Origin of the sequence: Shewanella sp. DAU305, from assembly GCF_026802235.1 — a bacterium.
GTDB classification, from domain to species: Bacteria; Pseudomonadota; Gammaproteobacteria; order Enterobacterales; family Shewanellaceae; genus Shewanella; species Shewanella baltica.
In genome coordinates, this window is sequence record NZ_CP113808.1 from 3757658 (window position 1) to 3782691 (window position 25034).

The 25034-nt window shown below is 46.1% G+C and carries 24 protein-coding genes; 10 read left to right on the top strand and 14 right to left on the bottom strand.

Annotated features, from left to right (window positions below; translation table 11 throughout):
* Positions 1–29: 29 nt before the first annotated feature.
* On the top strand, positions 30–2615 hold the full coding sequence (gene glnD, locus OX890_RS15885; RefSeq protein WP_268649545.1) for a bifunctional uridylyltransferase/uridylyl-removing protein GlnD: 2586 nt from the start codon (positions 30–32) through the stop codon (positions 2613–2615).
* Between the two features lie 21 nt (positions 2616–2636).
* The gene (dapD, locus tag OX890_RS15890; RefSeq protein WP_006080976.1) at positions 2637–3461 is read left to right on the top strand and encodes a 2,3,4,5-tetrahydropyridine-2,6-dicarboxylate N-succinyltransferase; all 825 of its coding nucleotides are present in this window, start codon (positions 2637–2639) and stop codon (positions 3459–3461) included.
* A 129-nt stretch (positions 3462–3590) separates the two neighbouring features.
* Here the strand turns inward: dapD and OX890_RS15895 are convergent, their stop codons facing one another.
* The 4 genes from OX890_RS15895 to OX890_RS15910 all read right to left on the bottom strand — a co-directional run bounded on the left by OX890_RS15895 (position 3591) and on the right by OX890_RS15910 (position 8643).
* Positions 3591–5522, bottom strand: coding sequence for an HD domain-containing phosphohydrolase (locus tag OX890_RS15895; protein ID WP_268649546.1), 1932 nt, complete (start codon positions 5520–5522; stop codon positions 3591–3593).
* 191 nt (positions 5523–5713) lie between these two features.
* A complete protein-coding gene (gene purU, locus OX890_RS15900; RefSeq protein WP_012088721.1) occupies positions 5714–6580 on the bottom strand; it encodes a formyltetrahydrofolate deformylase in 867 nt (288 codons plus the stop codon).
* Positions 6581–6745: 165 nt separating this feature from the next.
* Positions 6746–8227 (bottom strand): PTS transporter subunit EIIC, encoded by a 1482-nt coding sequence (locus tag OX890_RS15905; RefSeq protein WP_126492391.1) that lies wholly within the window; start codon positions 8225–8227, stop codon positions 6746–6748.
* The gene (locus tag OX890_RS15910) at positions 8179–8643 is read right to left on the bottom strand and encodes a flavodoxin (RefSeq protein ID WP_006085241.1); all 465 of its coding nucleotides are present in this window, start codon (positions 8641–8643) and stop codon (positions 8179–8181) included. The genes OX890_RS15905 and OX890_RS15910 overlap by 49 nt, the downstream gene beginning before the upstream one ends.
* 121 nt (positions 8644–8764) lie before the next feature.
* Between OX890_RS15910 and OX890_RS15915 the strand changes: the two genes are divergently transcribed.
* Positions 8765–8959, top strand: a complete 195-nt coding sequence (locus OX890_RS15915; protein WP_006080971.1) for a hypothetical protein — start codon at positions 8765–8767, stop codon at positions 8957–8959.
* A gap of 211 nt (positions 8960–9170) precedes the next feature.
* On the opposite strand, the gene truC is transcribed toward OX890_RS15915, so the two are convergent.
* Complete coding sequence (gene truC / locus OX890_RS15920; protein ID WP_268649547.1) at positions 9171–10034, bottom strand: tRNA pseudouridine(65) synthase TruC; 864 nt, start codon at positions 10032–10034, stop codon at positions 9171–9173.
* A complete protein-coding gene (locus tag OX890_RS15925; protein WP_107402275.1) occupies positions 10021–10341 on the bottom strand; it encodes a YqcC family protein in 321 nt (106 codons plus the stop codon). Before OX890_RS15925 ends, truC begins: the two co-directional genes overlap by 14 nt.
* 162 nt (positions 10342–10503) lie before the next feature.
* Here OX890_RS15925 and OX890_RS15930 point away from each other — a divergent pair, with 162 nt between their 5' ends.
* A complete protein-coding gene (locus OX890_RS15930; RefSeq protein WP_268649548.1) occupies positions 10504–11517 on the top strand; it encodes a DUF3549 family protein in 1014 nt (337 codons plus the stop codon).
* A complete protein-coding gene (locus OX890_RS15935; RefSeq protein WP_268649549.1) occupies positions 11514–11900 on the top strand; it encodes a DUF3301 domain-containing protein in 387 nt (128 codons plus the stop codon). The genes OX890_RS15930 and OX890_RS15935 overlap by 4 nt, the downstream gene beginning before the upstream one ends.
* A 1721-nt stretch (positions 11901–13621) precedes the next feature.
* Here OX890_RS15935 and OX890_RS15940 read toward each other — a convergent pair.
* The gene (locus OX890_RS15940) at positions 13622–13927 is read right to left on the bottom strand and encodes a DUF962 domain-containing protein (protein ID WP_063883247.1); all 306 of its coding nucleotides are present in this window, start codon (positions 13925–13927) and stop codon (positions 13622–13624) included.
* Positions 13911–14558: a GNAT family N-acetyltransferase gene (locus tag OX890_RS15945; protein WP_259482144.1), complete on the bottom strand. Its 648-nt coding sequence runs from the start codon at positions 14556–14558 to the stop codon at positions 13911–13913. The genes OX890_RS15940 and OX890_RS15945 overlap by 17 nt, the downstream gene beginning before the upstream one ends.
* Positions 14559–14707: 149 nt before the next feature.
* Between OX890_RS15945 and OX890_RS15950 the strand changes: the two genes are divergently transcribed.
* Positions 14708–14941, top strand: coding sequence for a DUF2789 domain-containing protein (locus tag OX890_RS15950; RefSeq protein WP_012588139.1), 234 nt, complete (start codon positions 14708–14710; stop codon positions 14939–14941).
* 10 nt (positions 14942–14951) lie between these two features.
* Here the strand turns inward: OX890_RS15950 and OX890_RS15955 are convergent, their stop codons facing one another.
* Complete coding sequence (locus OX890_RS15955; protein ID WP_268649550.1) at positions 14952–15359, bottom strand: DUF3192 domain-containing protein; 408 nt, start codon at positions 15357–15359, stop codon at positions 14952–14954.
* A gap of 164 nt (positions 15360–15523) precedes the next feature.
* Here OX890_RS15955 and OX890_RS15960 point away from each other — a divergent pair, with 164 nt between their 5' ends.
* Positions 15524–15907: a hypothetical protein gene (locus OX890_RS15960; RefSeq protein WP_268649551.1), complete on the top strand. Its 384-nt coding sequence runs from the start codon at positions 15524–15526 to the stop codon at positions 15905–15907.
* Complete coding sequence (locus OX890_RS15965; protein WP_268649552.1) at positions 15907–16680, top strand: Zn-ribbon-containing protein; 774 nt, start codon at positions 15907–15909, stop codon at positions 16678–16680. Before OX890_RS15960 ends, OX890_RS15965 begins: the two co-directional genes overlap by 1 nt.
* A gap of 147 nt (positions 16681–16827) precedes the next feature.
* On the opposite strand, the gene syd is transcribed toward OX890_RS15965, so the two are convergent.
* A complete protein-coding gene (syd, locus tag OX890_RS15970) occupies positions 16828–17478 on the bottom strand; it encodes a SecY-interacting protein (RefSeq protein ID WP_268649553.1) in 651 nt (216 codons plus the stop codon).
* A 59-nt stretch (positions 17479–17537) separates the two neighbouring features.
* Here syd and queF point away from each other — a divergent pair, with 59 nt between their 5' ends.
* Positions 17538–18395, top strand: a complete 858-nt coding sequence (gene queF, locus OX890_RS15975; RefSeq protein ID WP_268649554.1) for an NADPH-dependent 7-cyano-7-deazaguanine reductase QueF — start codon at positions 17538–17540, stop codon at positions 18393–18395.
* A gap of 93 nt (positions 18396–18488) precedes the next feature.
* Here queF and OX890_RS15980 read toward each other — a convergent pair whose 3' ends face one another.
* Complete coding sequence (locus OX890_RS15980) at positions 18489–19430, bottom strand: LysR family transcriptional regulator (protein WP_268649555.1); 942 nt, start codon at positions 19428–19430, stop codon at positions 18489–18491.
* A 123-nt stretch (positions 19431–19553) separates the two neighbouring features.
* Here OX890_RS15980 and OX890_RS15985 point away from each other — a divergent pair, with 123 nt between their 5' ends.
* Positions 19554–21542: an alkyl/aryl-sulfatase gene (locus tag OX890_RS15985; RefSeq protein WP_268649556.1), complete on the top strand. Its 1989-nt coding sequence runs from the start codon at positions 19554–19556 to the stop codon at positions 21540–21542.
* A 49-nt stretch (positions 21543–21591) separates the two neighbouring features.
* Here OX890_RS15985 and OX890_RS15990 read toward each other — a convergent pair whose 3' ends face one another.
* The 3 genes from OX890_RS15990 to OX890_RS16000 all read right to left on the bottom strand — a co-directional run bounded on the left by OX890_RS15990 (position 21592) and on the right by OX890_RS16000 (position 24318).
* The gene (locus OX890_RS15990; protein WP_268649557.1) at positions 21592–22332 is read right to left on the bottom strand and encodes a sporulation protein; all 741 of its coding nucleotides are present in this window, start codon (positions 22330–22332) and stop codon (positions 21592–21594) included.
* An 88-nt stretch (positions 22333–22420) separates the two neighbouring features.
* Entirely contained in the window at positions 22421–22966 is a 546-nt protein-coding gene (locus OX890_RS15995; RefSeq protein ID WP_268649558.1) for a hypothetical protein, read from the bottom strand.
* A 458-nt stretch (positions 22967–23424) separates the two neighbouring features.
* Entirely contained in the window at positions 23425–24318 is an 894-nt protein-coding gene (locus OX890_RS16000; RefSeq protein WP_268649559.1) for a 4'-phosphopantetheinyl transferase family protein, read from the bottom strand.
* Positions 24319–25034: the final 716 nt, after the last annotated feature.

Consider the following 25034-nt stretch of genomic DNA (forward strand, 5'->3'; position numbering starts at 1 on the left):
AACCAACAAAAATAAAAACAAGGGACTCGATGAATATAGCTCTGCTCGCTAAACAATCATTAATCGAACAGAATCAGACTCTTTTAGCCAGTTTCAAGGCTAAAACCCCGATTGAAGAGCTAGTCACGCAGCGCTGTCAATTTGTCGATGCCCTTGTAAAGCAAGCTTGGGAACAGCACGGTCTAAGGGAATTTGATATTTCCCTGATTGCCGTAGGCGGCTATGGCCGTGGGGAGCTGCATCCCCACTCAGATGTCGACTTACTGTTCCTGTTTAATGATATATTGTCACCCGCCGCAGAAGCGGCACTCAGTCAGTTTATTGCCTTTCTGTGGGATGCTAATCTCGAAATCGGCCACAGTGTCCGTACGTTAAACGACACTATTACTCTCGGCCGTGAAGACATCACCATAGCCACTAACCTGTTAGAGGCACGACTGCTCGAAGGGCCCGAGTTTTTATTCGACCAACTTTACGATGCCATTCGTCAGAGTGACTTTTGGACCTCAAGCGACTTCTTTATCGCTAAGCGTGACGAACAAAATGCCCGCCATGCCAGAGCCAGTGCCTTCGATTTAGAACCCAATATCAAGAGTTGTCCCGGTGGCCTTAGGGATATTCAAACCATTGCTTGGGTGGCCATGCGTCACTTTGGCGCCGCTCGCCTCGAAGAATTAGTCCAATACGACTTTTTAGAGCCTGGTGAATTAGAAGAGCTGCTCGAATGTCAGCACTTTTTATGGAAGCTACGCTTTGCCCTGCACATGGTGGTCGGTCGCGATGAAAATCGCTTACTCTTCGATGTACAACGCCAAGTTGCCGAGCTTATGGGTTATGAAGACGCCACCCAGCTTGCCGTTGAGCAGATGATGAAGCACTACTATCGCACGGTGCGCCGAGTGATGGAGCTGAACGAAATGCTGTTGCAGCTCTTTAAGCGTGCAACACTGGGGCACACAAAAGCCTTAGAAATTCAATCGATAGACAAACACTACCAGCGCCGTGGCACTTTTATCGAAGCGCTAAGTGATGATCTGTTCGATAGCGGCGAAGAAATTGTGCGGCTGTTTTTGTTGGTCGCTAAAAACTCCAACATCAAAGGCATTTACGCGCCAACACTGCGTTCGCTGCGCCGTGCAAGACGCGCCCAGCCGCAAGCCTTGCAAGAAAACCCGCTTTGCCGCCAAGCCTTTATGGAAATTTTGCGCCATCCTCGCGGCATTGTTGCCTTGTCTTTAATGCACAAACACGGCGTGTTATCGGCCTATTTACCCGCATGGCGAAATATTGAAGGTCAGATGCAGTTTGACCTGTTCCACGCCTACACTGTCGATGAACATACCCACAGATTGCTGCTCAATATCGAGCGTTTTTCTCAAGCCGAACAAAAAGAAGAATTTCCCCTAGGCTCGATTCTCATCAACCAACTGCCGAAAAAGGGCTTACTGGTATTAGGCGCTATCTTCCACGATATCGCCAAAGGCCGCGGTGGCGATCACAGTAAACTTGGCGGCGCCGACGCCCTCGCCTTTTGTAAGCTACACGGGTTAAACGATCACGATGGTCGTCTAGTCGCTTGGCTAGTTGAGAATCATCTGGTGATGTCTGTTACTGCTCAGCGCCGAGATATTTCCGATCCCGATGTGGTGGCCGATTTTGCCAATAAAGTCCGCGATGCCGTGCATTTAAGCTATCTGTACTGCTTAACCGTCGCCGATATCTGCGCCACCAACGAAAAAACCTGGAACAACTGGAAAGGCTCACTGCTGCGCGACTTGTACTTTTCGACCCAAAGGGTGCTCGCCCGTGGTAAAGAAAAACCCGTCGACATTCGTGCCAGAGTACGTGAATACCAAGCTAAGGCGAAAAAAGAACTGCTGCGCCGTGGACTGAAAGAGAAAGATCTCGATACCCTGTGGCAACGTTTTAAGGCAGATTACTTTTTACGCCACCAGCCCAATCAAGTCGCGTGGCACGCCGAAGCGATTTTAAAGCATAAACAACAGGATGAGCCCTTAGTCTTAGTGTCCAAACACACGACTCGTGGTGGCACTGAGTTATTTGTCTATTGCCAAGACAGACCTAAATTGTTCGCAACTGTGATGGCGGTACTCGACAATAAAAATATCAACGTCCATGATGCCAACATCATGACGTCAAAAGATAATTATGCCCTCGATACCTTTGTGATCTTAGAGCAAGATGGCGCGCCCGTTAGCCAGCTGTCACGTATTCAAAGTATCCGTAAGGCGCTTGAAAAAGCCCTGTCGAGCGACAGTCCAAAACTGCCACGCTTTAGAAAACTGTCGCGCAAGATGAAACCTTTTAATGTTCCGACACAAGTGAGTTTCCTCGAAAGCAGTCGTCATGGTACAAGTATGATGGAGCTTATCGCCTTAGATTCGCCAGGATTACTGGCAAAAGTCGGGGATATCTTTTACCGTTGCAACACGACGTTACTCGCGGCCAAGATCACCACCATTGGTGAACGAGCCGAAGACTTTTTTATGCTGCAAACCAACGATGGCCTGCAGCTTAATGAAACCCAGGAAAATACCCTCAGGGACGCTTTAATCAGTGCCTTGAGTGCAAAGAATATCGAATCAGTTAATTAACGAGACCAGTGGGAGAAGTAAATGGAGGCTTTACGCCAACGTATTGAGGCGGCTTTTGAAGCTCGCGCCGACATCACGCCAAGCACAGTTGACGCCAGCGTGCGTGACGATGTGCAAAATGTCATCAATATGCTCGACAAAGGTGAAGTCCGTGTCGCCGAGAAAATCGACGGACAATGGCATGTACACCAGTGGCTGAAAAAGGCGGTATTACTGTCCTTCCGTATTTTCGATAACGTGGTTATCGATGGCGCCGAAACCAAATACTTCGACAAAGTGCCGTTAAAATTTGCCGAATATGATGAAGCTCGCTTCAAAGCGGAAGCCATTCGCGTGGTGCCTTCGGCTACTGTGCGTAAAGGCTCATTCATCGGTAAAAATACCGTGTTGATGCCATCTTATGTGAACTTAGGTGCTTATGTTGATGAAGGCACTATGGTTGACACTTGGGCGACCGTTGGCTCATGTGCACAAATCGGTAAAAATGTGCATTTATCTGGCGGTGTAGGTATTGGTGGCGTACTTGAGCCATTACAAGCGGGCCCAACCATCATCGAAGATAACTGCTTTATCGGTGCGCGTTCTGAGATTGTTGAAGGCGTTGTGGTTGAAGAAGGCTCAGTGATTTCTATGGGCGTGTATATCGGTCAAAGCACTCGAATTTATGATCGCGAAACTGGCGAAGTGCATTACGGTCGTGTACCAGCAGGTTCCGTTGTCGTTTCTGGCAATCTGCCCTCTGCCTGTGGCAAGTACAGCCTATATGCCGCCATTATCGTTAAGAAAGTGGATGCAAAAACCCGCGGTAAAGTGGGTATCAACGAATTACTGCGTATTGTTGATTAACAGTATTCGTTCGATAACATGAGTTCCATAAAAAAGATGCCCGAGGGCATCTTTTTTATTGTCGGTAAAATTTAGCCTATAGTTGCGCTGTTATTATCAGGATTAAAAATAAAGTGTTTAATAAGGCACTTAAATCAAGCGCTCAACTTCACGAAATGCATTTCTCGTCATGGCAATAGCCCGCCAGCCGATAATCCCCAATGGCTGCTGCGCTTTGTTCACTACCACAAGATATTCTGAGTCCAAAAGATTCAACTGCAATAAGGCATCTTCCGATGTGGCCACCTCACTAATAATAGGCACCGAATGCTGCATGATCTGATGGGCTTTTTTATGTAAAGATGCCCTATCCTGCTCACGCTCAGCCGCTGTGCCAAGTAATGGACTAAACCAATGCTCCAGCAATTGATGAGTGATCACGCCAATTATCTTATGTTGCTCATCTAATACCACAGCCACCTTAGCGCGAGCAGCAGTAAGCAAACGCTTAACGTCGGCTAACTCATGGTCGAGGGAAATCGTGACGAGAGGTTCAAGGGGCGCGGCACCAATATGATCGCTAATACTCAGCTCACGATTAATCAAAATCGCTAAACAGGTCTCGACTATCTCAGGATCAAACAGAGTCCCTTTGCCCGCACGCAGCACTTCGGTCATTTTCTCCAGCCCTAAGGATGGACGATAGGGCCTGTGGGATAATATTGAATCGGCAACATCGGCTACCGCAATAATTTTTGCCTCATAGAGAATGGCTTTATCCTTTAACCCCTCAGGATAGCCTGAGCCATCGAGCCGCTCATGATGCTGTAAAATCATCTCTTTGATGGGCCATGGAAACTCCACATCCTCAATAATTTCAGCGCCATGGAGTGGATGGGTCTGTATTAATGCGTATTCTTCTTTTGAAAGCTTCGAAGGTTTGGTCAAGATCTGCGATGGAATGGCCAACTTGCCGATATCATGGACTAAGGCACCAATTTTAAGCCCTTCTAGGCGCTGGGGATCTAAGCCTAATTTCTCACCAATCAAATAACTTAATTGCGCCACCGACTTTTGATGCCCTGCGGTATAGGCATCTTTTAGTTCTAATGCCTCAGAAATAGCACTAATAAGCTGGGTTAACGACTGAGATAACTGCTCTTTTTGGGATTTAATGATTTTGGACTGGCGAGAAACAGCGCGCAATGTGCGTGGCAGTTCAATGCTGTGCCATAAAATGCTGGCAAAAGTCAGTAATGATCTCGCATCATTACGACTATAGGGCTCGTTACGGTCAACCACGCACACTATGCCGACCAAGCGGCTGCGAAACAAAATCGGCACCGCCAAGTAACGCCCCGCAAGTAACAGTTTATCGAAGGGCAAATCCCATAAGCGTCTTTGGGAGTCGGTTTGATTTTGTATGATCGGCTTATAATCTCGTACGCATTCGAGCCATATGCGGCTTTCAAGTTCAGACACTTGGGTATTATCTTCGATGAAATCGGCTTGATTCACCTCGGCGGGAGGATAGTCTGAACGTGCCGCGAGCGTGAGTGTTTTTGATTTTTCGTTATGCAGCAGAATAAAGCCATAACGACTACCAGTGAGCGACATCGCCTTAGCAACTGCGACTTTGAACACTTCTTCTTGGGAGGATTTAATCACATCTTCAATGTGTTGCAGCCAAGCATCGCTCGCTTGAATCGCTCGACGATAATCCGAATGCAACTCTTTCATCTGCGGATCTTCAAAATTAATGTCAGATAGAATCAAATACCATCCCGTCTCAGGCAAAGAATGCAGCGCAAGATGCACACGTATACCCCGATGATCTTGGAGTTGAAAACCGAGCTCTTGCCCACGACGCCTTACAATATCGGCGCACAACTCGGCATTAAAGGCACTAAACAATTGGCTGATGGGTTGATTAATGATTTGCGCCGCCGAACGTTTACAACGCCGGTAAAAGGCTTGGCTCATCCGTAGCACGCGAAATTGCTCATCAAGCTGTGCCCAAGATAAATTCAAACTATCGGGCAAGTCTTTCATTCCAACGATAAGGCTTTGACTAGTTGACATCCAGCACTCCAGTCTTTGATTAGAGCATGGGCGACACGCTTTAGCGTGATATTCGCCCGAATGTGAGCACTATAAAATCTCCAATAAACATAATGATAGCTGATCCCATGACATACGCGGGTTAAAATAGGCTTAGCTGAATGTCATGTTATCGCTACGCTTGTCATTACCTTAGCGCGACTGCCTACGCTTTAGAAGACGATCGTTTTATTGCCGTACACGACCACTTGCTCGTTAAGCACTAACTGCAGCGCTTTGCTCAGCACACTCTTTTCAACGTCGCGCCCTGCACGCGCCATTTCTAAGGCGCTATAACTGTGATCGACGGGAATAACGTCTTGCTTGATAATCGGCCCCTCATCGAGGCAATTATTCACAAAATGCGCCGTCGCACCGATAATTTTCACCCCGCGCTCCCAAGCCTGACGATAGGGTGCTGCGCCAATAAAAGCAGGTAAGAAAGAATGGTGAATGTTGATGATGCGATTAGGATATTGCGCCACAAAATCAGGCGTTAATACCCGCATGTACTTAGCCAAGACTAAATAATCGGGTTCGTATTGAGATACCGCAGCCAACAGTGCTTGCTCGTGTTGAATTCGGTCTAAGCCTTCGTGACTCACCAGATGAAAGGGAATGTTAAACTTTTCGGCCAGTTCGCGAAGCGCATCATGGTTGCCTACCACAGCGGCAATCTCGACACTTAAACCACCGTAATAGGCTTTCATCAATAGATCGCCTAAACAGTGCGCTTCTTTCGTCACTAACACCACAATGCGTTTCTTGCCAGCGCTGACCAAGGTCATGTGATTCTTAGCAGGCAGCACGTCGCGTAGATCCTGCAATAACTGTTCGCTGTTAAAAATGCCCTCTAACTCAGTTCGCATAAAGAAACGCCCTTGGGCATTATCCACAAACTCACTGTTTTTAATGATGTTCAGTTTATGGGTAAAACAAACACTGGTGATTTTGGCGATGAGGCCTTGGGCATCGGCGCAATCCGTCAGTAAGATTTTACGTTCTATGGATGGCGAAGTATTACCGCGAGTTTCAGTCATTTGTTGCAAAGTTGGATCTCCTATATTGTCCCTACATCGAGTTTGCCATAGCAAATCGTGCTGAACAGCATGAAAATCCTATAATGCGAAAATAAAAATGACATTTCAGAGGCTTGAATCAATAAAATGTAAAAATTAAGCAGTTAATTTTGTAAAAATACAATCCTAGCGGCGAGTATCTAAGTAACGCTGCAATACTTTACGCAGGGTTTCGGCCTTAGTGCCATAAACCACCTGCACACCTTTGCCCATAACGATCACACCCTTAGCACCTAACTGACTCAAACGCACCTTATTGACTAACTCAGGCTTATGTACGCTCAAGCGTAACCGAGTTAAACAGGCATTGAGTTCAACGATATTGTCACGCCCACCAAGCGCCGCAATAATCGCCCGTAAACTTTCTTTAGGTCCTTTATTATCATTATGCTCAAGCCTGCCGGGCGTTTTCAAATTAAAGGCTAAAATACTCAACCTAAACAACAGGTAATATATGATGGCGGTCAAAGGCCCGAGGAAAATAAACCAGCTGGCATTACGGGACAATGGAAATAACAACGTAAAGTCCACCAGCCCTTGGGAGAACACTATGCTGTGGTGAATATCGAGCATGATACAGACAAAATAAGCGAGCCCAGTGAGTAAGGCATGAATAATAAATAGGATCGGGGCCACAAACATAAAGGCAAATTCGATAGGTTCAGTCACCCCAGTTAACCAACTGGCCGCCCCCGCCGAGAGCATAATGCCCGCCACGCGATTGCGCTCAGAAGGATCGGCGCAGCGCCACATTGCCAGTGCCGCCGCAGGTAATCCCCACATTTTAATCAGATAACCACCGGCAAGGTTTCCCGCCTGCGGATCGCCCGCTAAATAACGTGCCACCTCACCACGGACGACTTCATGTCCTAATAACTGATATTGGCCCACTTCTAAGTAAAAAGGCGCATTCCAAATATGGTGCAACCCAAGGGGAATAAGTAATCGCTCTAATGCGCCATACACGCCAAAAGCAATGGCCGGTTTTTGATAAACCGCCCAGTCAGATACCCGCTCAATCAATAGCGCTAAAGGTGGCCACACATGGGCGAGTACATAACCTAAGCCCATCGCTAAGGGAATGATCAGCAAAGATGCACTGCGGCGTCCCTCAAAGAAGGAGAAAATCGCAGGCAAACGTATATATTGACTCCAGCGCACCGCAAGACATGTAATACCGCCGAGCATCATGCCACCCGCAATCCCCGTATCTAAGGTATCCATCCCCAATAAAGGCTGGGTTGGGAGTCGATACAAATCGGCCAGTGCGGCTAATGTCGCCGTCATCACCCCATAACCAAACACCGCCGTAAAGGCGGCAATGCCTTGATCGCGGCAAAAGCCAATAGCGACCGCCACGGCAAATAACATCGGCATGATGGCGAAAATGAGCTTGCCCACCGCCAACATCAACACTGTCAGCTCTTCGGGCATAAAAGGAATAGGACTAACGGTGAGGCCGAGCATGACCCCTGCGGCGGGTAAAATGGCAATAGGAATAAGCAGCGCTTGGCTTAAGCGCTGGGCAAATTTAAACCACTGCTGAGTAACGAAACTGCCTAAGCGACGAGCTCGGTTTTGACGACTTGATTCCAGCGTTCTAGCCATTTTATCGCTTCAACCTCAGGTTCCATGGTTTCACAGGCATCGATTTCTAATAATTCTACAAGTGGTTTAGCGCCAAGCTCACTCAAGAGCACATCTACAGCCCTACCGGCGCCGCAGAAAGTTTCATAACTTGAATCACCCAGTGCGATCACACTGTATCTAAGCTCAGGCAAATAGGGCGCAAGATTTTTAAGATTATGATACCAAGGCTGAATATCTTCGGGTAAGTCCCCTTGGCCCGTCGTAGAAGTCACCACGACTAACAATTCATCCTGCGGAGGAATAAAGCTGGCGACGTCATTTGGTTGCCACAATGTTACATCATAACCTAAAACTTGCATTTCTTTCTCTAGGGTTTCGGCGGCAAATTGTGCACTTCCATAGACAGTGCCAAACACCAGATTCACCTTTTTCATGATACACTCCACATTGCGTTGCAAACCTTATTAGGCTGACCTTACTTTATTGTTCAGCGGATGGGCAAGCTAAGGCGCAAAATTTTTATAAATCAAGTCATTGAGCATGAGGAAATATCTGATGCGACAGTCCACCCGCCAAAAACACCTCAAGCAACACCACAAAACAACCCATATTCGACGTAAAAATTATTTCCACTCCGCCCAGCAAAATCTCACATCGCCACTCGCGCCTACCTCTGGATTCTCAACCTTAGCCGTCATGATGCAAGAATTACGTCCACAAACCGCACAAACACCGCAACGCCTCGACTAATTACCCCAGACTCATTTTGAATGGACAGTTTTAATTGAACCGTTTTAATTGAACAGTGTTGATTCGACTGTTATGGGTTCGATAGTTTTGATTCGACTGCTTTCGTGTCAATAACCAAGCCAAGCGAATGACTTTTGATGCCACTCACTTGGCTGACTGCCAATTATGTCGAGATTGTCTCAGTTGAGTTTGGCAGAGTTAAGCTCATGAGTTACGCATTTCCAGCTGGTATTTCATCCGTGGCGATTAACAGCTCAGCCTGTTGACTCAAGGTCGCCTCGTCCCAACCTAGCTCGGCAAACACGGTTTCCCACTCAGGCTCGAGCTCGGTTTCTATGCTGAGCCGAACTTGAGTGACAGGATGGGTGAAGCTGAGCTTTTTCGCGATAAGCCACAGGCGATTAATGCCAAAATGCTCGCGGAAAAACGCATTTTGCTTACCGTCACCATGGGTGGTATCACCGACAATAGGATGACGTAGATGCGCCATATGTCTTCTGAGCTGATGCTTACGCCCCGTTTTAGGGCTCAAACGTACCAGTGCAAATCGGCTAGTGGGATATCGGCCTGACGGATACGGAATCTCAGTATTGAGTAATGGCTCATAAGCCGTCACAGCCTCTTGCGCGGCTTTGTTAGGATCGGCATTCTTATCGCCTAATTCATCTAACTCAACCTTAAGCGCATAGTCTAAAATACCGCTCTCATGCATATTACCGCGCACTAAAGCCAAATATTGTTTTTCAATCGTATGGGAGGCAAATTGCTCACACAGTGCATTAGCCACTTCGCTGCTCTTGGCAAACAAGAGCACGCCAGATGTCGGCCTGTCGAGACGATGTACCGGAAAGACATGACAGCCCACTAAGTCGCGGGTCAGCTGCATGGCAAAAAATCGCTCCCGACGCGCTAAATAACTGCGGTGGACCAATAAGCCTGCAGGTTTATGAATTGCCACTAAGTGATCATCTTCATAAAGAATTTCAATCTCAGGCGCCTGCTCTTCTGAGTCATCCTCTTGGGATGCATTCCGTGCATTTTCAGGCGTTTCAAGCCAGATATCATCTTGATTCATTTAACAACATATCCAATTCATTCAATACGCCAATCAGAGCTTGGCGCGGGGGCATATCCTGCCAAACATGTTCAGCCATAGGGGCTATCGCTATTTGCGTCGGCAATGGCGCACCCGTTTCGATTAAAGTCTGCATTCTAGGCAGTAAAATAAACTGCAACCACTGCTCAAGGGGCATAAGATCACAGGCAAAAGGCGCTGTGCTTGCCATTGCTGCGGCAGAAGGCGCCTGCTCAGACCACAACTCGGCCGCTTGCAGCGCTTGGGCAATCTGAGCCAATTTAGCTTGGGTTTGACTGTATAACATAGCTTTCAGATCCATTCTCATGTTAGCCATTGTGATTGAGGAACTTGCCACAATCCACAGGCCGAATAGGTCGATTAAAGTGCCGCAATCATACCATCCAGACGCACTTCCCCCTATAATGGCGCCAATTTATTGAGCCTCTTTGATTGATATGGCAGCCAAATGACTGAAATTACAACTTTAAGCCAGTTTTTAACCACAGCCAAAACCCAGTTCCAAGTGTATGATCTTGGCCGTAGGGTGCAACATATTGATATGCTCGCGTTTCACCAAATAGAATCTCTCGCAACCCCTTATCCTTACCCCATTCAAGGACATGCGCAGTTTGCTATCGTCTTTTGGGATGCAAGTCAGCAACACTTTATTTGGTTTCTAAAACTGGCCTTAGATGAGCAAGGATTACTGTCGCCTGCACCGCGCTCACAATTTATCGAAATGATATTAGCGGCATTAGGGCAAGATCCCACTCAACCACTCAGTGATGAGCAGCAAGAACGACTCGCGAATAATCCGTTTAACTTCAAGCCAAGCCAGGAAAAACTCGCCGTATTCAACGCACTCGTTCGTAAACAACTCGGCCAACGCGCGTCATCGCAATACGAATTTGCCGTGCAGTACCTGTCAGGCCAAGTAGCCCCAGCACAATGGCAACATATTGGGATGCAAGGCATAGCCGATGTATGTGCGCGCGCAAATGAATTTGATCATGAGCAGCACTTAGTATCGAGTTTTGATACTGCCGCCATCGAAGTGCAAATCGCCCTATGTCAGTGTCTTGAGCACTTACTGATTAGCGACACGCTCGCCGATAAAATTCTCGCAAAACTTCAAGATGCAGTCCCAGAACACCAAGCCTATTTCCTTCGGGCTTTGGCTTCTAGCGCCAAACACAGCCAACAAGCGTTCGAACATCTACACGGCCAATCCTCTTTAGATACCAATGCCCTCATCAGCATTGCCGGGCGTAACTGGTCGATATTAAAACAAGATTCAAGTCGCAGTCTTTACTTAGAAGCCCTAGCACTGCAGCCTCAAGCCTTTTTTAATCAGGTCTTTGCTGATATTGTGGCTATCCCTAGTTTGCGCAATCAACTACTAGGCGAATTAAGAAACCCCAATCGAAGCGTTCAACTATCACAAGCCATAGGTGGTTTGTTTAAGGCAGCAAGCAAATGATGTCAGATTTACTGTTAATTATTGGCCTCGTCGTGATTGCCGCATTTTTTTGGCAGTTACGCCAAATGGCAGAGTTGAGCCGCATTTTTGCCGAAAAAGAATGTTGGCGACAAAAAGTGCAACTGTTAGCCATAGCAATGGAAACCGCCCGCCCAAGTATTGGCGGCACCACGGGGATTTGTTGGAAAGCGAAATATTTATTTGAATTCAGCACTGACGGCATTAACCAGTACAGTGGCCATATTTGGATGCAAGGTAAGAAAATTCAAAAAATAGAATGGCCTATCTTCCCAGAGCCCGAATGGCAAGAAGCGCCGACAGCGCAGGGGAAATATGGCGGTTGTGGTACGCAAAGCGGCTGTAGCTCAGGCAAGTGTCATTAAGTTTTATCGACTATGATGCCCAAATAAGCTGTTCGCCAGAATAGAGAATAATCAGTCATCCTCTGGTGCTGCAAAATAACTCGCTGTAAAAATAAAAAAGAAAGGGCGCGGCCCTAAAGCCACGCCCTCCTATTCTCTGTTAAGCTATCCTGCTATTTTTGTGCTCCCTGCACCATCCATGCGTCAATCTGCGTCCTGCTTCATCCCTGCTCAATCCTTGAGGTCCCTGTACTCATGTACTTCCCTATCTCTTGGTCATCCAGTCCCAAGCTTGCTCTTTCCTGAGCGGTTCCATCATCATCCATGAAACGGGTATTGCATCCATTCAATTGCACTCCATGTGCCATTGCCATCCTATGCAATGGGTCTATCAATCCTTGATAGTCACCCTTCCTTGGTATTGGCTCTCTTTCATCCTGAAAGGCCTATATCCCTATCATTCCTTAAGTCACATTCCTTAGTCACTGTTCGATCATCCTGATCGCCAACATCCTGTTGCCCGTAATTCCTTCTACAAGATGAATTCTACGCCAACCAACGAAAGTACTCATTGCGGATTATTTAAAATGTTAACGAAAATAGTGAGTTTAACTGATAAAAAAATAGACTAACTAACTGATATAAATATAAATAATAACCAACCCCAAGACATAACCACCCTTTTGACCTACAAATTACTTACATACTTGTAAGAGATCTCTTACACGGAGGATGGCAATTCGAATCAAAAGTAAGCAAAACGCTAGATGTCTCCCCTGAGGACTTATGCATAAACCGCTATTGCTCAAAGTTCGACAAGCATTCGGCGCATAACCAGAAAAAAATTATTAAGCAATAAGAGAAGTAAGAGAAGTAAGACTGGTAAACATGCTTTACGATGATAAGTCTTTAAGCAGAGTTAAGATAAAGTCAATGTGAATAGCGTTATAGCTTGGCAAAGCAAGATTAATGCTGAAAATGAACCAAAGAAAAGGGCGCAACTAAAGTGCGCCCCATTTATCCTTTGTAAGCCGTCCTGCTCGATTTGTGCTCCCTGCACCATCCATGCGTCTGCTTGCGTCCTGCGTCGTCCCTGTAATCCCTTTTCGTCCCTGTGTATCAAACTTGCGTGAGATAACACTCAGTCCTTTGACCTGTAAATCCATTTTACAGAGCCTGTCACTTCCTATGACTTTTTCCTATTGCATCCTGCAAAAATTTGTCTTCCATAGAGTAGTACAAGCTGTTCACCCTTATACTTTATCCTTGTCTCGACACATCCTGTCTCGAGTTCATGCTTAATCCTTAAGCGTGTCCTGTATTCTTCCTGAAATTCATCATCCTGACGATACGACTCACTGTCTCTAATCATCCTTGAAAAGCAATCCTGCTTTTCCTTAGCCTATCCTAGGCGAATGACAGTTTTCCTACCGTCAGCGATTTCAACCTTGAAATCTTAATTCGTTGCTTCTTGCGTCCCTTTGGCCTGTTTCGCTTTCCTTGCTATCCATTTGCTTTGGCCATGAGTGAATTCTACGTTAACCATGACTTTTTTGTTCGGCTCAAAGAACGGACTACAAAATAAATTACGGTCAAACATAAACTAAATAAACATAAGTAAATGATTCTGTTTAAAATTAAACGCAACAGGACAAAAAACAATCAAAAAGAAAACATTATGTCCTACAGCGTTTGTAAGCGATCTCTCACACGGGCATGGGCATCTCACTCGGACGGCTTTTTTAACGCTTAAAAAAGCCGCTGATCATCTGAGCAAACATCACCCAATCAGCCATCAAACTGTAAAAGGGATACTGAAATGTCGCGGGTCGATTCTTCTCGAATACTAAGTGTCCCACCCACGCAAAACCGTAGCCAACGACCGGAATAAACCAACATAGCCACCAGGCTTGTGAAACCAAGGCAATGCCAATCAGCAGCAGGACTAAGCAACTGCCAACAAAGTGTAATTGCCGGCAAGTCGGGTGCTGGTGTTGGGATAAATAGAAAGGATAGAAATCGGCGAACCGTTTATAAGAGTGAGTCATCTTGTTGAACCGAATAGAATAACAACTGGCCATGGACACTGCCGATATTGAGCTCGCCTAAAGAGACAAAATCATGCTGGGTAAATAACTGCAGATGGCTCTCCTGGGCGGCAAACACGCCAATACCATCCAAATCCGGCTGTTCATCACACCAACTCACTACCGCTTGCACTAACTTATGTCCGAGTCCTTTATGCTGCTCGTTCGGTGCAAGGGCGATAAACTGCAAAATACCGCAGTGCTTACTGGGTAAGAGTTCGACAATACTGGACTCTTTTTTCATCAACGCTTGGGTCGATTGCCAGCCCGTACCTAACAACATCTTTAAGCGCCAATGCCAGTAACGCCCTTCTCCCAAAGGCACTTCTTGCGTTACCACACAGGCTAAACCAACCAATCTTTCATGGTCGAACAAACCTATGAGTGCTTGTTTTTGTTGCCATAACGTATTGAGTTCTTCGCGGATCGCGGCGCGCAGTTTTTGCTCGTAAGCGGCTTTATCTGAGGTAAAAAGTGAATCGACAAAAAAAGGGTCATCATGGTAAGCGTTATAGAGGATAGAGGCGGCAATGCGTAAGTCTTCCGCTGTCAAATAGACTGCACGGCAGTCTTCCAAGGTTTCATTGTCCATTATTAGTATTCCTTGACTTAGCTCACACTTTTTATGAGTAACAATTAATTTACCAAGGAAACGGAAAAGTGCAAATTTTAATCATAGATTGCATTTTTCAATCAGGCGCTTACTCTAAACGAAGGCACTATACTGAAAAGGAAACAATGATGGATACAACTCCAGTAGACCTAAGCCACTTATTCGAGCAACTCGGTTTAGACAGTAGCGATGAAGCCATAGCGCAATTTATTGCAACCCATGATATCGACCATCACATCCATCTAAGCCAAGCGCCCTTTTGGACCCCAGCTCAAAAGAGCTTTATCATCGAAGGCCTAGAAGCTGATGCCCTCTGGACTGAGCCCATTGAGCAACTCGATACTCAGCTACGTAAGCTATAAAACTCACGGGTTAAATTTTACTGTAAGCCGTTTCACCCCAACCCACTAAGGCATTGTTGCTCAGCACGATAGGTGTGCATTCGTCCTTGGTGGTTTTTCCATCGCCATTATTGCGCTGGGTACGATAAAACAACACTAAGACTTCTTTATTCGATTCACCTTGTTGAGTACTTTGTTGAATGTAGGCTTCACTAAAATCAGCGGTGCCCATTAAGATCATCACTTGGTCTTTGGGCATCCCTAAACTCAGTTTGGTTAAGTTAGTACGGTTTTTATCCTGCACTTTTTCCCAAGATTCGCTGCTATCCCAACCCGATTCGCCATCACCGACATTGACCACACAGCCGCTAAGACCTAAGCTTGCGAGCCCTAAAAAAGTGATGGCGATAAGTTTGTTATTCAATTTATGGTTAATCATGTGACATCCTGTGTGATTATTATTTTTGCTTAAAAAAGCGATTTAGGCAGGAGAAGAAGCAAAATAGATGCCAAATGACAACACACTGTTTTTAAATGAAAAAACTTACACGACCTTTTGAGATTAGTTTAAATCATTCAACAAATTAAGGAATTTTGCTAATTATGAGTCCACTTGACCAAGTATTAGCGGCTGCGCGTTCGCTCGAAGCCTGCGGTAAAGTACCGAGCCTTGCCTTAATTAAAACCCGTTTAGGTAGTAGCCTACCTTTACCTATATTGATCCAGGGCTTACAGCAATTTAAATCTATGCCTAAGGCGGATCGCGAGCGTTTAGCTGAGTTGCAAACTATCAGCCCTACAACTGACGTTCCCGCAACTAACGATACCTTGACGCTTGCACTGCTTGCCGAGCGTCTGCAGATACAACAGACGCATTTTGAACGTCATTCTGAGCAGCAAAAAGCAGAAATAATGCAATTAAAAAACGAACTGCTTGAACTTAAACAACGCATCAACTTATTAGAAAACCAAGGAAAAACCGCTTAATGTTTGTCACTGAACTGCGCTTCGAATGCTTCGCCGACACCACTATCTCTGCCGCCGAAAAAGCCATTAATCAGCTCCTCGAAGCCTATCGAGCTAATGGCCAAATCTTAGGGCGAGAATTTGCGGTCGCCTTTAATGACGGTGAGTTTAGAGTGCGTTTACTGATGCCAGAGAAAAGCAGTTTAGCGCATAAATATCACAGCCCTTGGGTCAAAAAAGCCTTAGCAGAGTTAACCGACGCTAAGCTACTCGCGCCGCGGGAAAAGTTTATCGGTCAGGACATTAATTCTGAGGTCAGCAATACCGACACACCCAACTGGCAACTGCTGTATACCAGCTTTGTACACATGTGCTCGCCCCTGCGCAGCGGCGATAATCTATTGCCCATTCCTTTATATCGACTCCCAGCAACCTTTAATGGCGATCACAAACGCATTATCCGTTGGCAGAGCGAATGGCAAGCCTGTGACGAGTTACAAATGGCGGCGGCCACCAAAGCAGAATTTGCCGCACTTGAGGAATTATCGAGTCCAGACAGTGATTTATTTCGCAGAGGTTGGGATTTACGCGGCCGTATCGAATATCTCACTAAAATCCCGACCTATTACTACTTATACCGCGTAGGTGGTCAAGATTTAGCCTCAGAAAAAGCGCGGCCTTGTCCACGTTGTGGCAGTCATGATTGGAAACTCGATGAACCTTTATTGGATATGTTCCACTTTCGCTGCGAGCCTTGCCGCATAGTATCGAATCTGTCTTGGGATCATCAGTAACATCATTTTATCCCGCCAAAGACCTCAACCTAAGATAAGCCATGCTTAGGTTGAGCGTTCACGCTCATACTCAGTAGCGTTCACACTCTGGCTAAACGTGGTAGAAGGCTGAGAGCTCGCCGCAAGATAGCGTCAAGCTCCCGCCAACTAGCGTTTACCGAAGAGGTTTTGCCACATACGTTTAAAGCTGGCAAAAATCCCCGGATGTTCTAATGCGGGCATCGGCAGTTCTTCATGTTTAACGGGCGGTGCTATCCGTGGCGATATTGCTTCGATAAACGCAGTCAAACTCGAGGCCAATTGCTCTGATTGCACTTCACCAGGGATTTCAATCCACACGCTGCCATCACTGTTGTTGATGGTGAGCATTTTATCGCCCTCATCTAACAAACCGATAAACCACGTCGGTGGCTGCTTGAGCTTTTTCTTCATCATCAGATGACCAATCAGGTTTTGCTGCAGGCAGGTAAAATCATCCTCATTCCACACTTGCAGTAACTCACCCGTGCCCCATTCTGAGTCGAACAATAACGGTGCAGAAAAATACTGACCGTAAAAATGATTGATTTCTGGCCATAAAGTCAACTCAAGCGCATGCTCAACATTGGCAAAACTGCCTTCGACTTCCCGTTTAACCGGCTGCCAAGAAACGGCTTGATCAAGATCAGCATGAAATTCGCCTTGAATACACACAGAAGGCTCACCCTGTGGGTAATAACGCGGTAGTTCACCTAAACTCGTTAGGTAAGCTTGATGATAGTTTTGCAAAAATTTATCGAGTGCAGGCAGACAAGACACTTAAGCACAATCCAATTTCAGGTATAATGTGCGCCTATTTTGACATGGAAACAGTATTGATGACACAGAATCACGATCCCTATAGTGATGCGCAAGCGCTTGTTGGCCTGACTTTAGGTAAAGCCACAGACTATCAAGCCGAGTATGATGCGTCGCTGCTGCAAGGGGTTCCACGCTCACTAAACCGTAATGCTATTGCACTCACTGGGACGTTACCGTTTCATGGTGCCGATATCTGGACGGGTTATGAGCTGTCTTGGTTAAATGCTAAAGGTAAGCCTATGGTGGCCATAGCTGAATTTCATTTAAGCTATGAAAGCCTGAACCTGATTGAGTCGAAATCGTTCAAACTGTATCTCAATAGCTTTAATCAAACCAAGTTCGATAGCATAGATTCTCTGCAAAAGACCTTAGTAGCAGACTTAAGTCAATGTGCTCAAGGTGATATTAGCGTTAAAATCATCGAACCAAAAAGCTTTGGCATTCAGCGTATTATCGAGTTACCAGGCACGTGTATTGACGATCTCGATATTGAAGTCAGCGACTATAGTTTTAATCCTGATTACTTGGAAAACAGCACGGACGATAAGCAAACGGTCGCGGAAACGCTTAATTCAAACCTGCTGAAATCCAACTGTTTGATCACTTCGCAACCCGACTGGGGCAGCGTAATGATCCGTTATCAAGGGCCTAAAATCGATCGCGAGAAACTGCTGCGCTATTTGATTTCTTTCCGCCAACATAACGAGTTCCACGAGCAATGTGTCGAGCGGATTTTTGTCGATTTGAAGCGTTTCTGTCATTGCACTAAATTGACCGTTTACGCCCGCTATACGCGCCGCGGTGGTTTAGATATCAACCCGTATCGCAGTGACTTCGAGCAACCTGGTGAAAACCACAGACTCGCAAGGCAGTAATTAACGCCCATTCGACTAGCAAATTTCGAACTAACGTTTAGCACTGAGACAAAACCAAGGTTACATACCGACACTAAGCTCTGAATCACTAGCCTAGCTGCTAGCAAGATTCAGAGCTTTTTCATTGACAGTGCTCGCACTGGCATCGAGCAATAAGTTTCGCAGCCATTGATGACTCGGGTTTTGGGTGTATTTACTGCTCCACACCATATACAAATCAATGGGTCTTGTTTTCAGTGGCATAGGTAAAATTTGGATGCCGAACATCTCGGCGTACTGACTGGCGTACCGCAAAGGCGCTATACCTATCGCCTCACTTTTGCCTACGGTAGCAAACATACTCAATAAAGATGACTGCTCACTATACATCCTGCGCCTTGGCAACACGCCTTCGGTAAACAAATCCCCCGCAGTAAGATTAAAACGCCGCATATTCAAAAAAACATGTTTCTCCTCAAAATACTGCTCATGGGTGATGGCGCCTTGAATCCGAGGATGCTGCCGACTGACGATACACACTAAGGTTTCAGTGAAGAGTAACTTGCTCGAGAGCAAACTTTGCTGCGCGGGTTTAATGTCTATCGCCACCGCAACCCGCTCAAGCAAGATATCGCGATATAAATCAGCCTCCTGAGGTGGTGATTCACGGAAAATTACTTCAATGTCCGCATTCTGCAATAACGCCTGCACACCGGTTTGTAGCGCTTCGATAACCGACTCATTGGCATACACATAAAAGCGCCGCTGGCTACACTTTGGGTCAAAATGCTCAAACCCTAGCAATACGGTTTCAATATCTGCCATCGGCTGCTCAAACTTACGGTACATTTCCCGCGCTACCGCTGTCGGCTCAATTCCTCGCCCAACCCGATTAAACAATGACTCCCCGACCCATACCCTGAATCGGCTGATCGCATTACTGACTGAAGACTGAGTTAAATCCAGTTCATCAGCCGCTTGGGTGAATGAACGAGTACGGTAAACCACCATGAACACCCGCAATAAGTTTAAATCTAACGGCTTTTGTGTCGGCATAAAGGAAACCACTCATTCACAATATGAATATTACAACCCAAGCTAACGCGAGTTATCTAAATACACAAGCTGTCTATACTCAAACCATCAACGACACTATCCCTCCTATCTGTAGGTAAAATTATGCAAAAATCTTTGATGACATTGAGTATTATCGCAACGTTCTCCCTCAGCGCTACGGCGGCAGAACACGAGCATGAACATATCAATCTGCACTATCAGGGAAAGCCTGTGACCCAGCAAACTACTGAGGTCAACAAGGCCACAGCAGCCACTCTAAATTACACAGATAAAAAAGCCTTTGAAGAGTTCTCTAAGAATCTCATCGCCGAACTCGATGAACCAACAGCCGCCATTTTACGCACCGAATTCAGCTTTATCGGCGAAAAAACCCCAGACACAGTCAACCCCTCACTCTATCGCCAAGCCCAGTTGAATATGGTGTCTAACGGCTTATACAAGGTCACAGATGGCATTTATCAAGTTCGCGGCACTGACTTGTCGAACTTAACCCTTATCCGCGGTAAAACGGGGTGGATCCTTTATGACGTGCTGCTCACCAAAGAAGCGGCAAAGTTATCATTGAAATTTGCCCTAAAAAACTTGCCTGAGGGTAATGACTTACCTGTGGTGGCGATGATTTATTCCCACAGTCATGCGGACCATTTTGGCGGTTCCCGTGCAATCAAAGATATGTACCCTAAGGTCAAAGTCTATGGTTCAAATAACATTACCAAAGAAATTGTCGACGAAAACGTTCTCGCCGGTAATGCCATGAGCCGCCGCGCTGCCTATCAATACGGCGCAACGTTAGAGCGAAACGATCAAGGTATTGTCGATGCAGCACTCGCAAAAGGATTGTCCAAAGGCGAAGTGACCTACGTAAAACCTGATATCACCCTCAACAGCAAAGATAAGTGGGAAACACGCACTATTGATGGCGTAGAAATGGTGTTTATGGATGCCTCAGGCACAGAAGCCGCCTCGGAAATGGCCACCTATATTCCCTCAATGAAAGCCCTGTGGACGGGTGAACTCACCTACCATGGCATGCACAACATTTACACCTTGCGCGGTGCAAAAGTCCGTGACGCCATCAAATGGTCTAAAGACATCAATGCATTGCTGACACGCTTTGGCGATGATGCGCAGGTTCTTTTTGAGGCCCATTCAGCACCTGTCTTTGGCAATGCGGATGTCAATGCTTACCTCAGAATGCAAAGGGATAACTATGGTCTAGTGCATAATCAAACCCTGCGTTTAGCTAATAATGGCGTAGGTATTCAAGATATTGGCGATGCGATTCAAACCACTATCCCTAAAGCGGTGCGTGATACTTGGTATACCAATGGTTACCATGGCACCTACAGCCATAATGCCAAAGCCGTCTACAACATGTATTTAGGCTATTTCGATATGAATCCAGCCAACTTAAACCCGCTCCCGACAAAGGAGGAAGCGAAGAAATTTGTCGAGTATATGGGCGGCGCTAAAGCCGTGGTTAAACACGCCAAAGCCGACTATGCCCAAGGCGAATACCGTTTCGTGGCAACGGCACTGAATAAAGTGGTCATGGCAGAACCCGATAACGAAAAAGCAAGACAATTACTTGCCGATACCTATGAGCAACTGGGTTATCAAGCGGAGGGTGCAGGCTGGCGCAACATTTATCTTACTGGCGCCCAAGAGTTACGCACAGGCATCCAACCCGGCGCCCCTAAATCGGCCTCGGCTGATATTTTAGGTGAAATGGATATCTCGACCCTGTTCGACTTTCTCGCCGTCAAAGTCGATAGTATCAAGGCCGCTGAACTTGGACTGTTAAGGCTTAATGTGATTAACCCCAACACTAAAGAAACACTCTACGTCGAGTTAAGCAACGGTAACTTAAGCAATATTAAGGTTGATAAACCAATAGAGGCCGATACCAATCTTTATATTGATAAGCGTGACATTACCGGGATTTTACTCGGCAAAGTGACCCTCAAAGACTTACTTGCCAACGGCACGGCCAAACTAGAAGGCGATAAAGCGGCCTTCGGTAAGATAGCGTCGACCTTAGTAAAATTTGATGAAAACTTTGAAATCGTCCCACTTCCGAACGCGAAGTAGTGACATCAACGCCCTGATAATTCAGGGCGTTTTTATGGAAAAAGATTAACTAGCGTATATTCGCCTTGAACACTTCTAACACTTGGCTGGCGCTAGCGTTATTGGCTAACGTAAAGTACAAATAGCCATCACCACGAAATGCCCTGTCTAATTCAAGCAGTAAATGGGTTTGCTCGGCTTCGCACACCACAGAGATTTCAATCTCACGTATCGTATTTAACCCTAGATTACGCGGCTTAAACTCAAATTCTTGATAACATCCAGAGGTTGAGCGAAAGGCACGGGTATTCAAGAATCCCTGCTCAACATCGGCCTTATAAAGTACATAACCCATACTAAACATAGCATTAAGAACATGTTCAAGGACTGGTGTAGGCATGACAACCAAAACATCGGTGTCGCTAGGGTCAATCGCTGAATCAATATCTACACCTGTTTGCAGCCAAACTTGACACTGATTATTCCGCACAGGTAACTGAGTAAATGGCGTTTCAGGATGCAACTTACTACTGAAAGGAATGTTGCGCACTCCACCAGCTTGGATCTCAAAAGAATCGCTTAAACGCCAACTTGTAAGCTTATGATTTTTAAAATAATCGCCATTATCTGTACTCACTTTAACTTTAGTCATTAACGCCAAGTCGAGTCCCGAAATTCTCTGCGCCACATTGCCGCCTTTAACGACGATTGTCGCGTTAAACATTTGGCCCGGCAACAAGCGATTATCTTCCAGTAAAGTATCGACACTCGCGCCGCCAATTCCGACAGAGGCAAGCATTTTTTTAAACATAGGGGTTCCTTATCCAGTGAACCTATTAACTATCATCAACCTAGTTCCAAGTGATTGAGGATAATGTTGTCAGATGAACAAAGCAGAATTAGTTCGCAGAACCTGGCGTTGGCGCTGCAGTTTTGCACTCAAGCAATAATTGCTGGAAATGCGCACCTAAGTCTTGTTGGGCAAATTGCTCGCTCGCAGTCGCCATTTGCTTAAGGCTTTGTAAGGCTTGATCTAAACCTTGTTGCTCGATGAGGCTTTTAGCATAGGCCGCCGCATCGGCGCCTTTTTGCAGCAAGCTCGCGACCTGATCAAAACTGATGTCTTGTTCCATTACTTTCTGTAAGTCACCCAGCAATTCTGCCACCTTGGCCGACTCCACCAGCGAGCCTTCAACATTAACTAACTTACCAAGCGGATCTTGGCTCAGTTTTTCTGCCACGCAGGCAGAAACTGTGCCCGCTGCCGCGCTTTGGGCGACAACATCTAAGCCATTGGCACGAATTTGCTCAACCACTTGCTGCAACTGTGGATCTTGGGCCAACCAAGCCTGCTCTAATTGCTGCTTGTCATCGCCACCAAAATAACCACAACCAGATAACAACACCAGCATAGTGGCCGGCAATACGCACTTAATCCGTTTCATTGCTAAACCTCATTTATTTCATTCAAATTCAAAACATTATGGGCGTGACTATATCCAGCAATGTTTAACCGAAGATGAATTATACTAATCGTATTAAATATCTAATCAGTTCAGAGCCTTACAGGCATCCCAATCCAAGGCGTATTGACGCAAAAATGGTTATTCCCTTTTAAGTCAATGCAACACCGGAGTGGGATGCCTGTAAGACTCCCGAAGGGCGGGTTTCAACGCGCTTTATACTGCGTTTAAGGCTTTCGACAGAGCACCACTATGCCTTCAAGCCTTCGCCTTGTCTAAAGCGCGTTGAACTCCCGCTGAATGAACAGATATTTAATACGATTGGTATTAAACTGGCTGATAACAAGATAACGCGCAGAAAGAATTATGGCTAAACGCAATCGCAGATCTTAGCGGTTTAAGTGAGTTTACTGGCGCGAAGAACGCCCCCTCTTTCGCCGTTAATAATCGGCAAGTAAGACCTCTATGCTGCTCAGCTGCGCGGTTAGCGTTATGGGAAGCGCAGCATTACCGGAATGCGCTAAGCTAATGGCAAAGCGATACTCCTCGGTCAAACGACCAAAATGTGCCTGCCAATGCATAGGGTCTGCTAAATCCAGTGTGTGTATTGGAATTTGTAGCGGGACTTGTAATGAAATATGTGGATAAACATTAAGCCTCTCTGCTACGCCGCAGGATTGCCTTAATGCGGTATCTTGACACGATAGCTCAAGCGATTCGACTGCCAGTTGTTCGAACGGCTTTAGCTCAAAGGCGAAGGATTTGAGCGACTGCGCTAAGCCGAGTCCTGTCGACTTGATATAGGACTCCTTTAACGCCCATAAATCGAAAAAGCGCTGCCGCTGACCCGCTTCATCGGCGAGAGCGAGCAAGGCTGACGTTTCTTGGGGAGAAAAATAATGATTTAGGATTGGATAGATATCCGTCTTCGGCCGCGATCTTTCAATATCGACCCCAAATAAACCAGACTCAACGCCATGAAACTGAGCCACACCAATCAATAACCAATCGCCGCTATGGCTTAGGTTAAACTCAAGCCCCGTTTGCTGCCGTAATGCCGTCGTTAAGCTCGGTTTACCCTTAGCGCCATATTCGAAACACCAATCCTGTGGCGATAAATCCGCATAGTGAGATAACACGGCCCGCAGCGCCGCCCTGACCTGTAATCCCTTCATTTGCGCCTTGGGGTCGCGATAACGCGCAACCTTTGCCAGTTCATCCTCACTTAACCAAGACTCGGCGAGTGATGTTTTGGCCACTGAAATATCATGCAGCGGAATAAAAAATAGATCCACATTCACGCCATTTTTGCTAGATGCTAGAGAGTCAGTCATTCGAGAGCCAAGCTGTACAAAGCCCTGCAGCTGATGAGTTATTATTGGCTGACTTTCTGGAGAGCACTTAGCGGCATTCTGTTCAGGATTCATTTATGTGAGTTCATTTATTTAGATTTATTATTGTTCGGGTTTATTTATCTGGGTTCACTACTATCTGACTCATTAGCCATCTTATAAAGTCGGATCAGTGCTATATCACGCCTTAGAGCCAATGCCAGCAAAAAATCAGTAGCAAAATAAGTGGCGAAATCTACAACGCAATATTTAGTGCAATTCCTAGCCCATCTTTAGCTCGTTTTCAACGCTAAAAGCCACACAAACAGTCGCTCAAGTTAGCCGTTTCAGCCGCACAGTTTCACTTATCACAGAGGAGGCTTAAGCCAATATTGGGCTATTTTACCCCGCTATCTCAAAAAAGCGGCCTTTATCGATCCTAAAAATTTAATTCTTCCACTATCAAAGTATTAAAAAGCCCAAGCGGCCAGCGAAAACCCAACATAACGCACAGAAAATACCTTTACTCAACAAAAGCCAATAAATTCCAGTCCCAGATGATTGTATCGCTCCGAAACCTCAGGTAATCTGCATCCCCATTAAGTGACACAGATGATAAGCACAGGTTTTACTAAGGGTGTCACGACATGAGTCCTCAATGTCAGTCGTGACTCAGCTACTATCGCTTATCAGTCCCAATAGATTATGTCGGATGATAA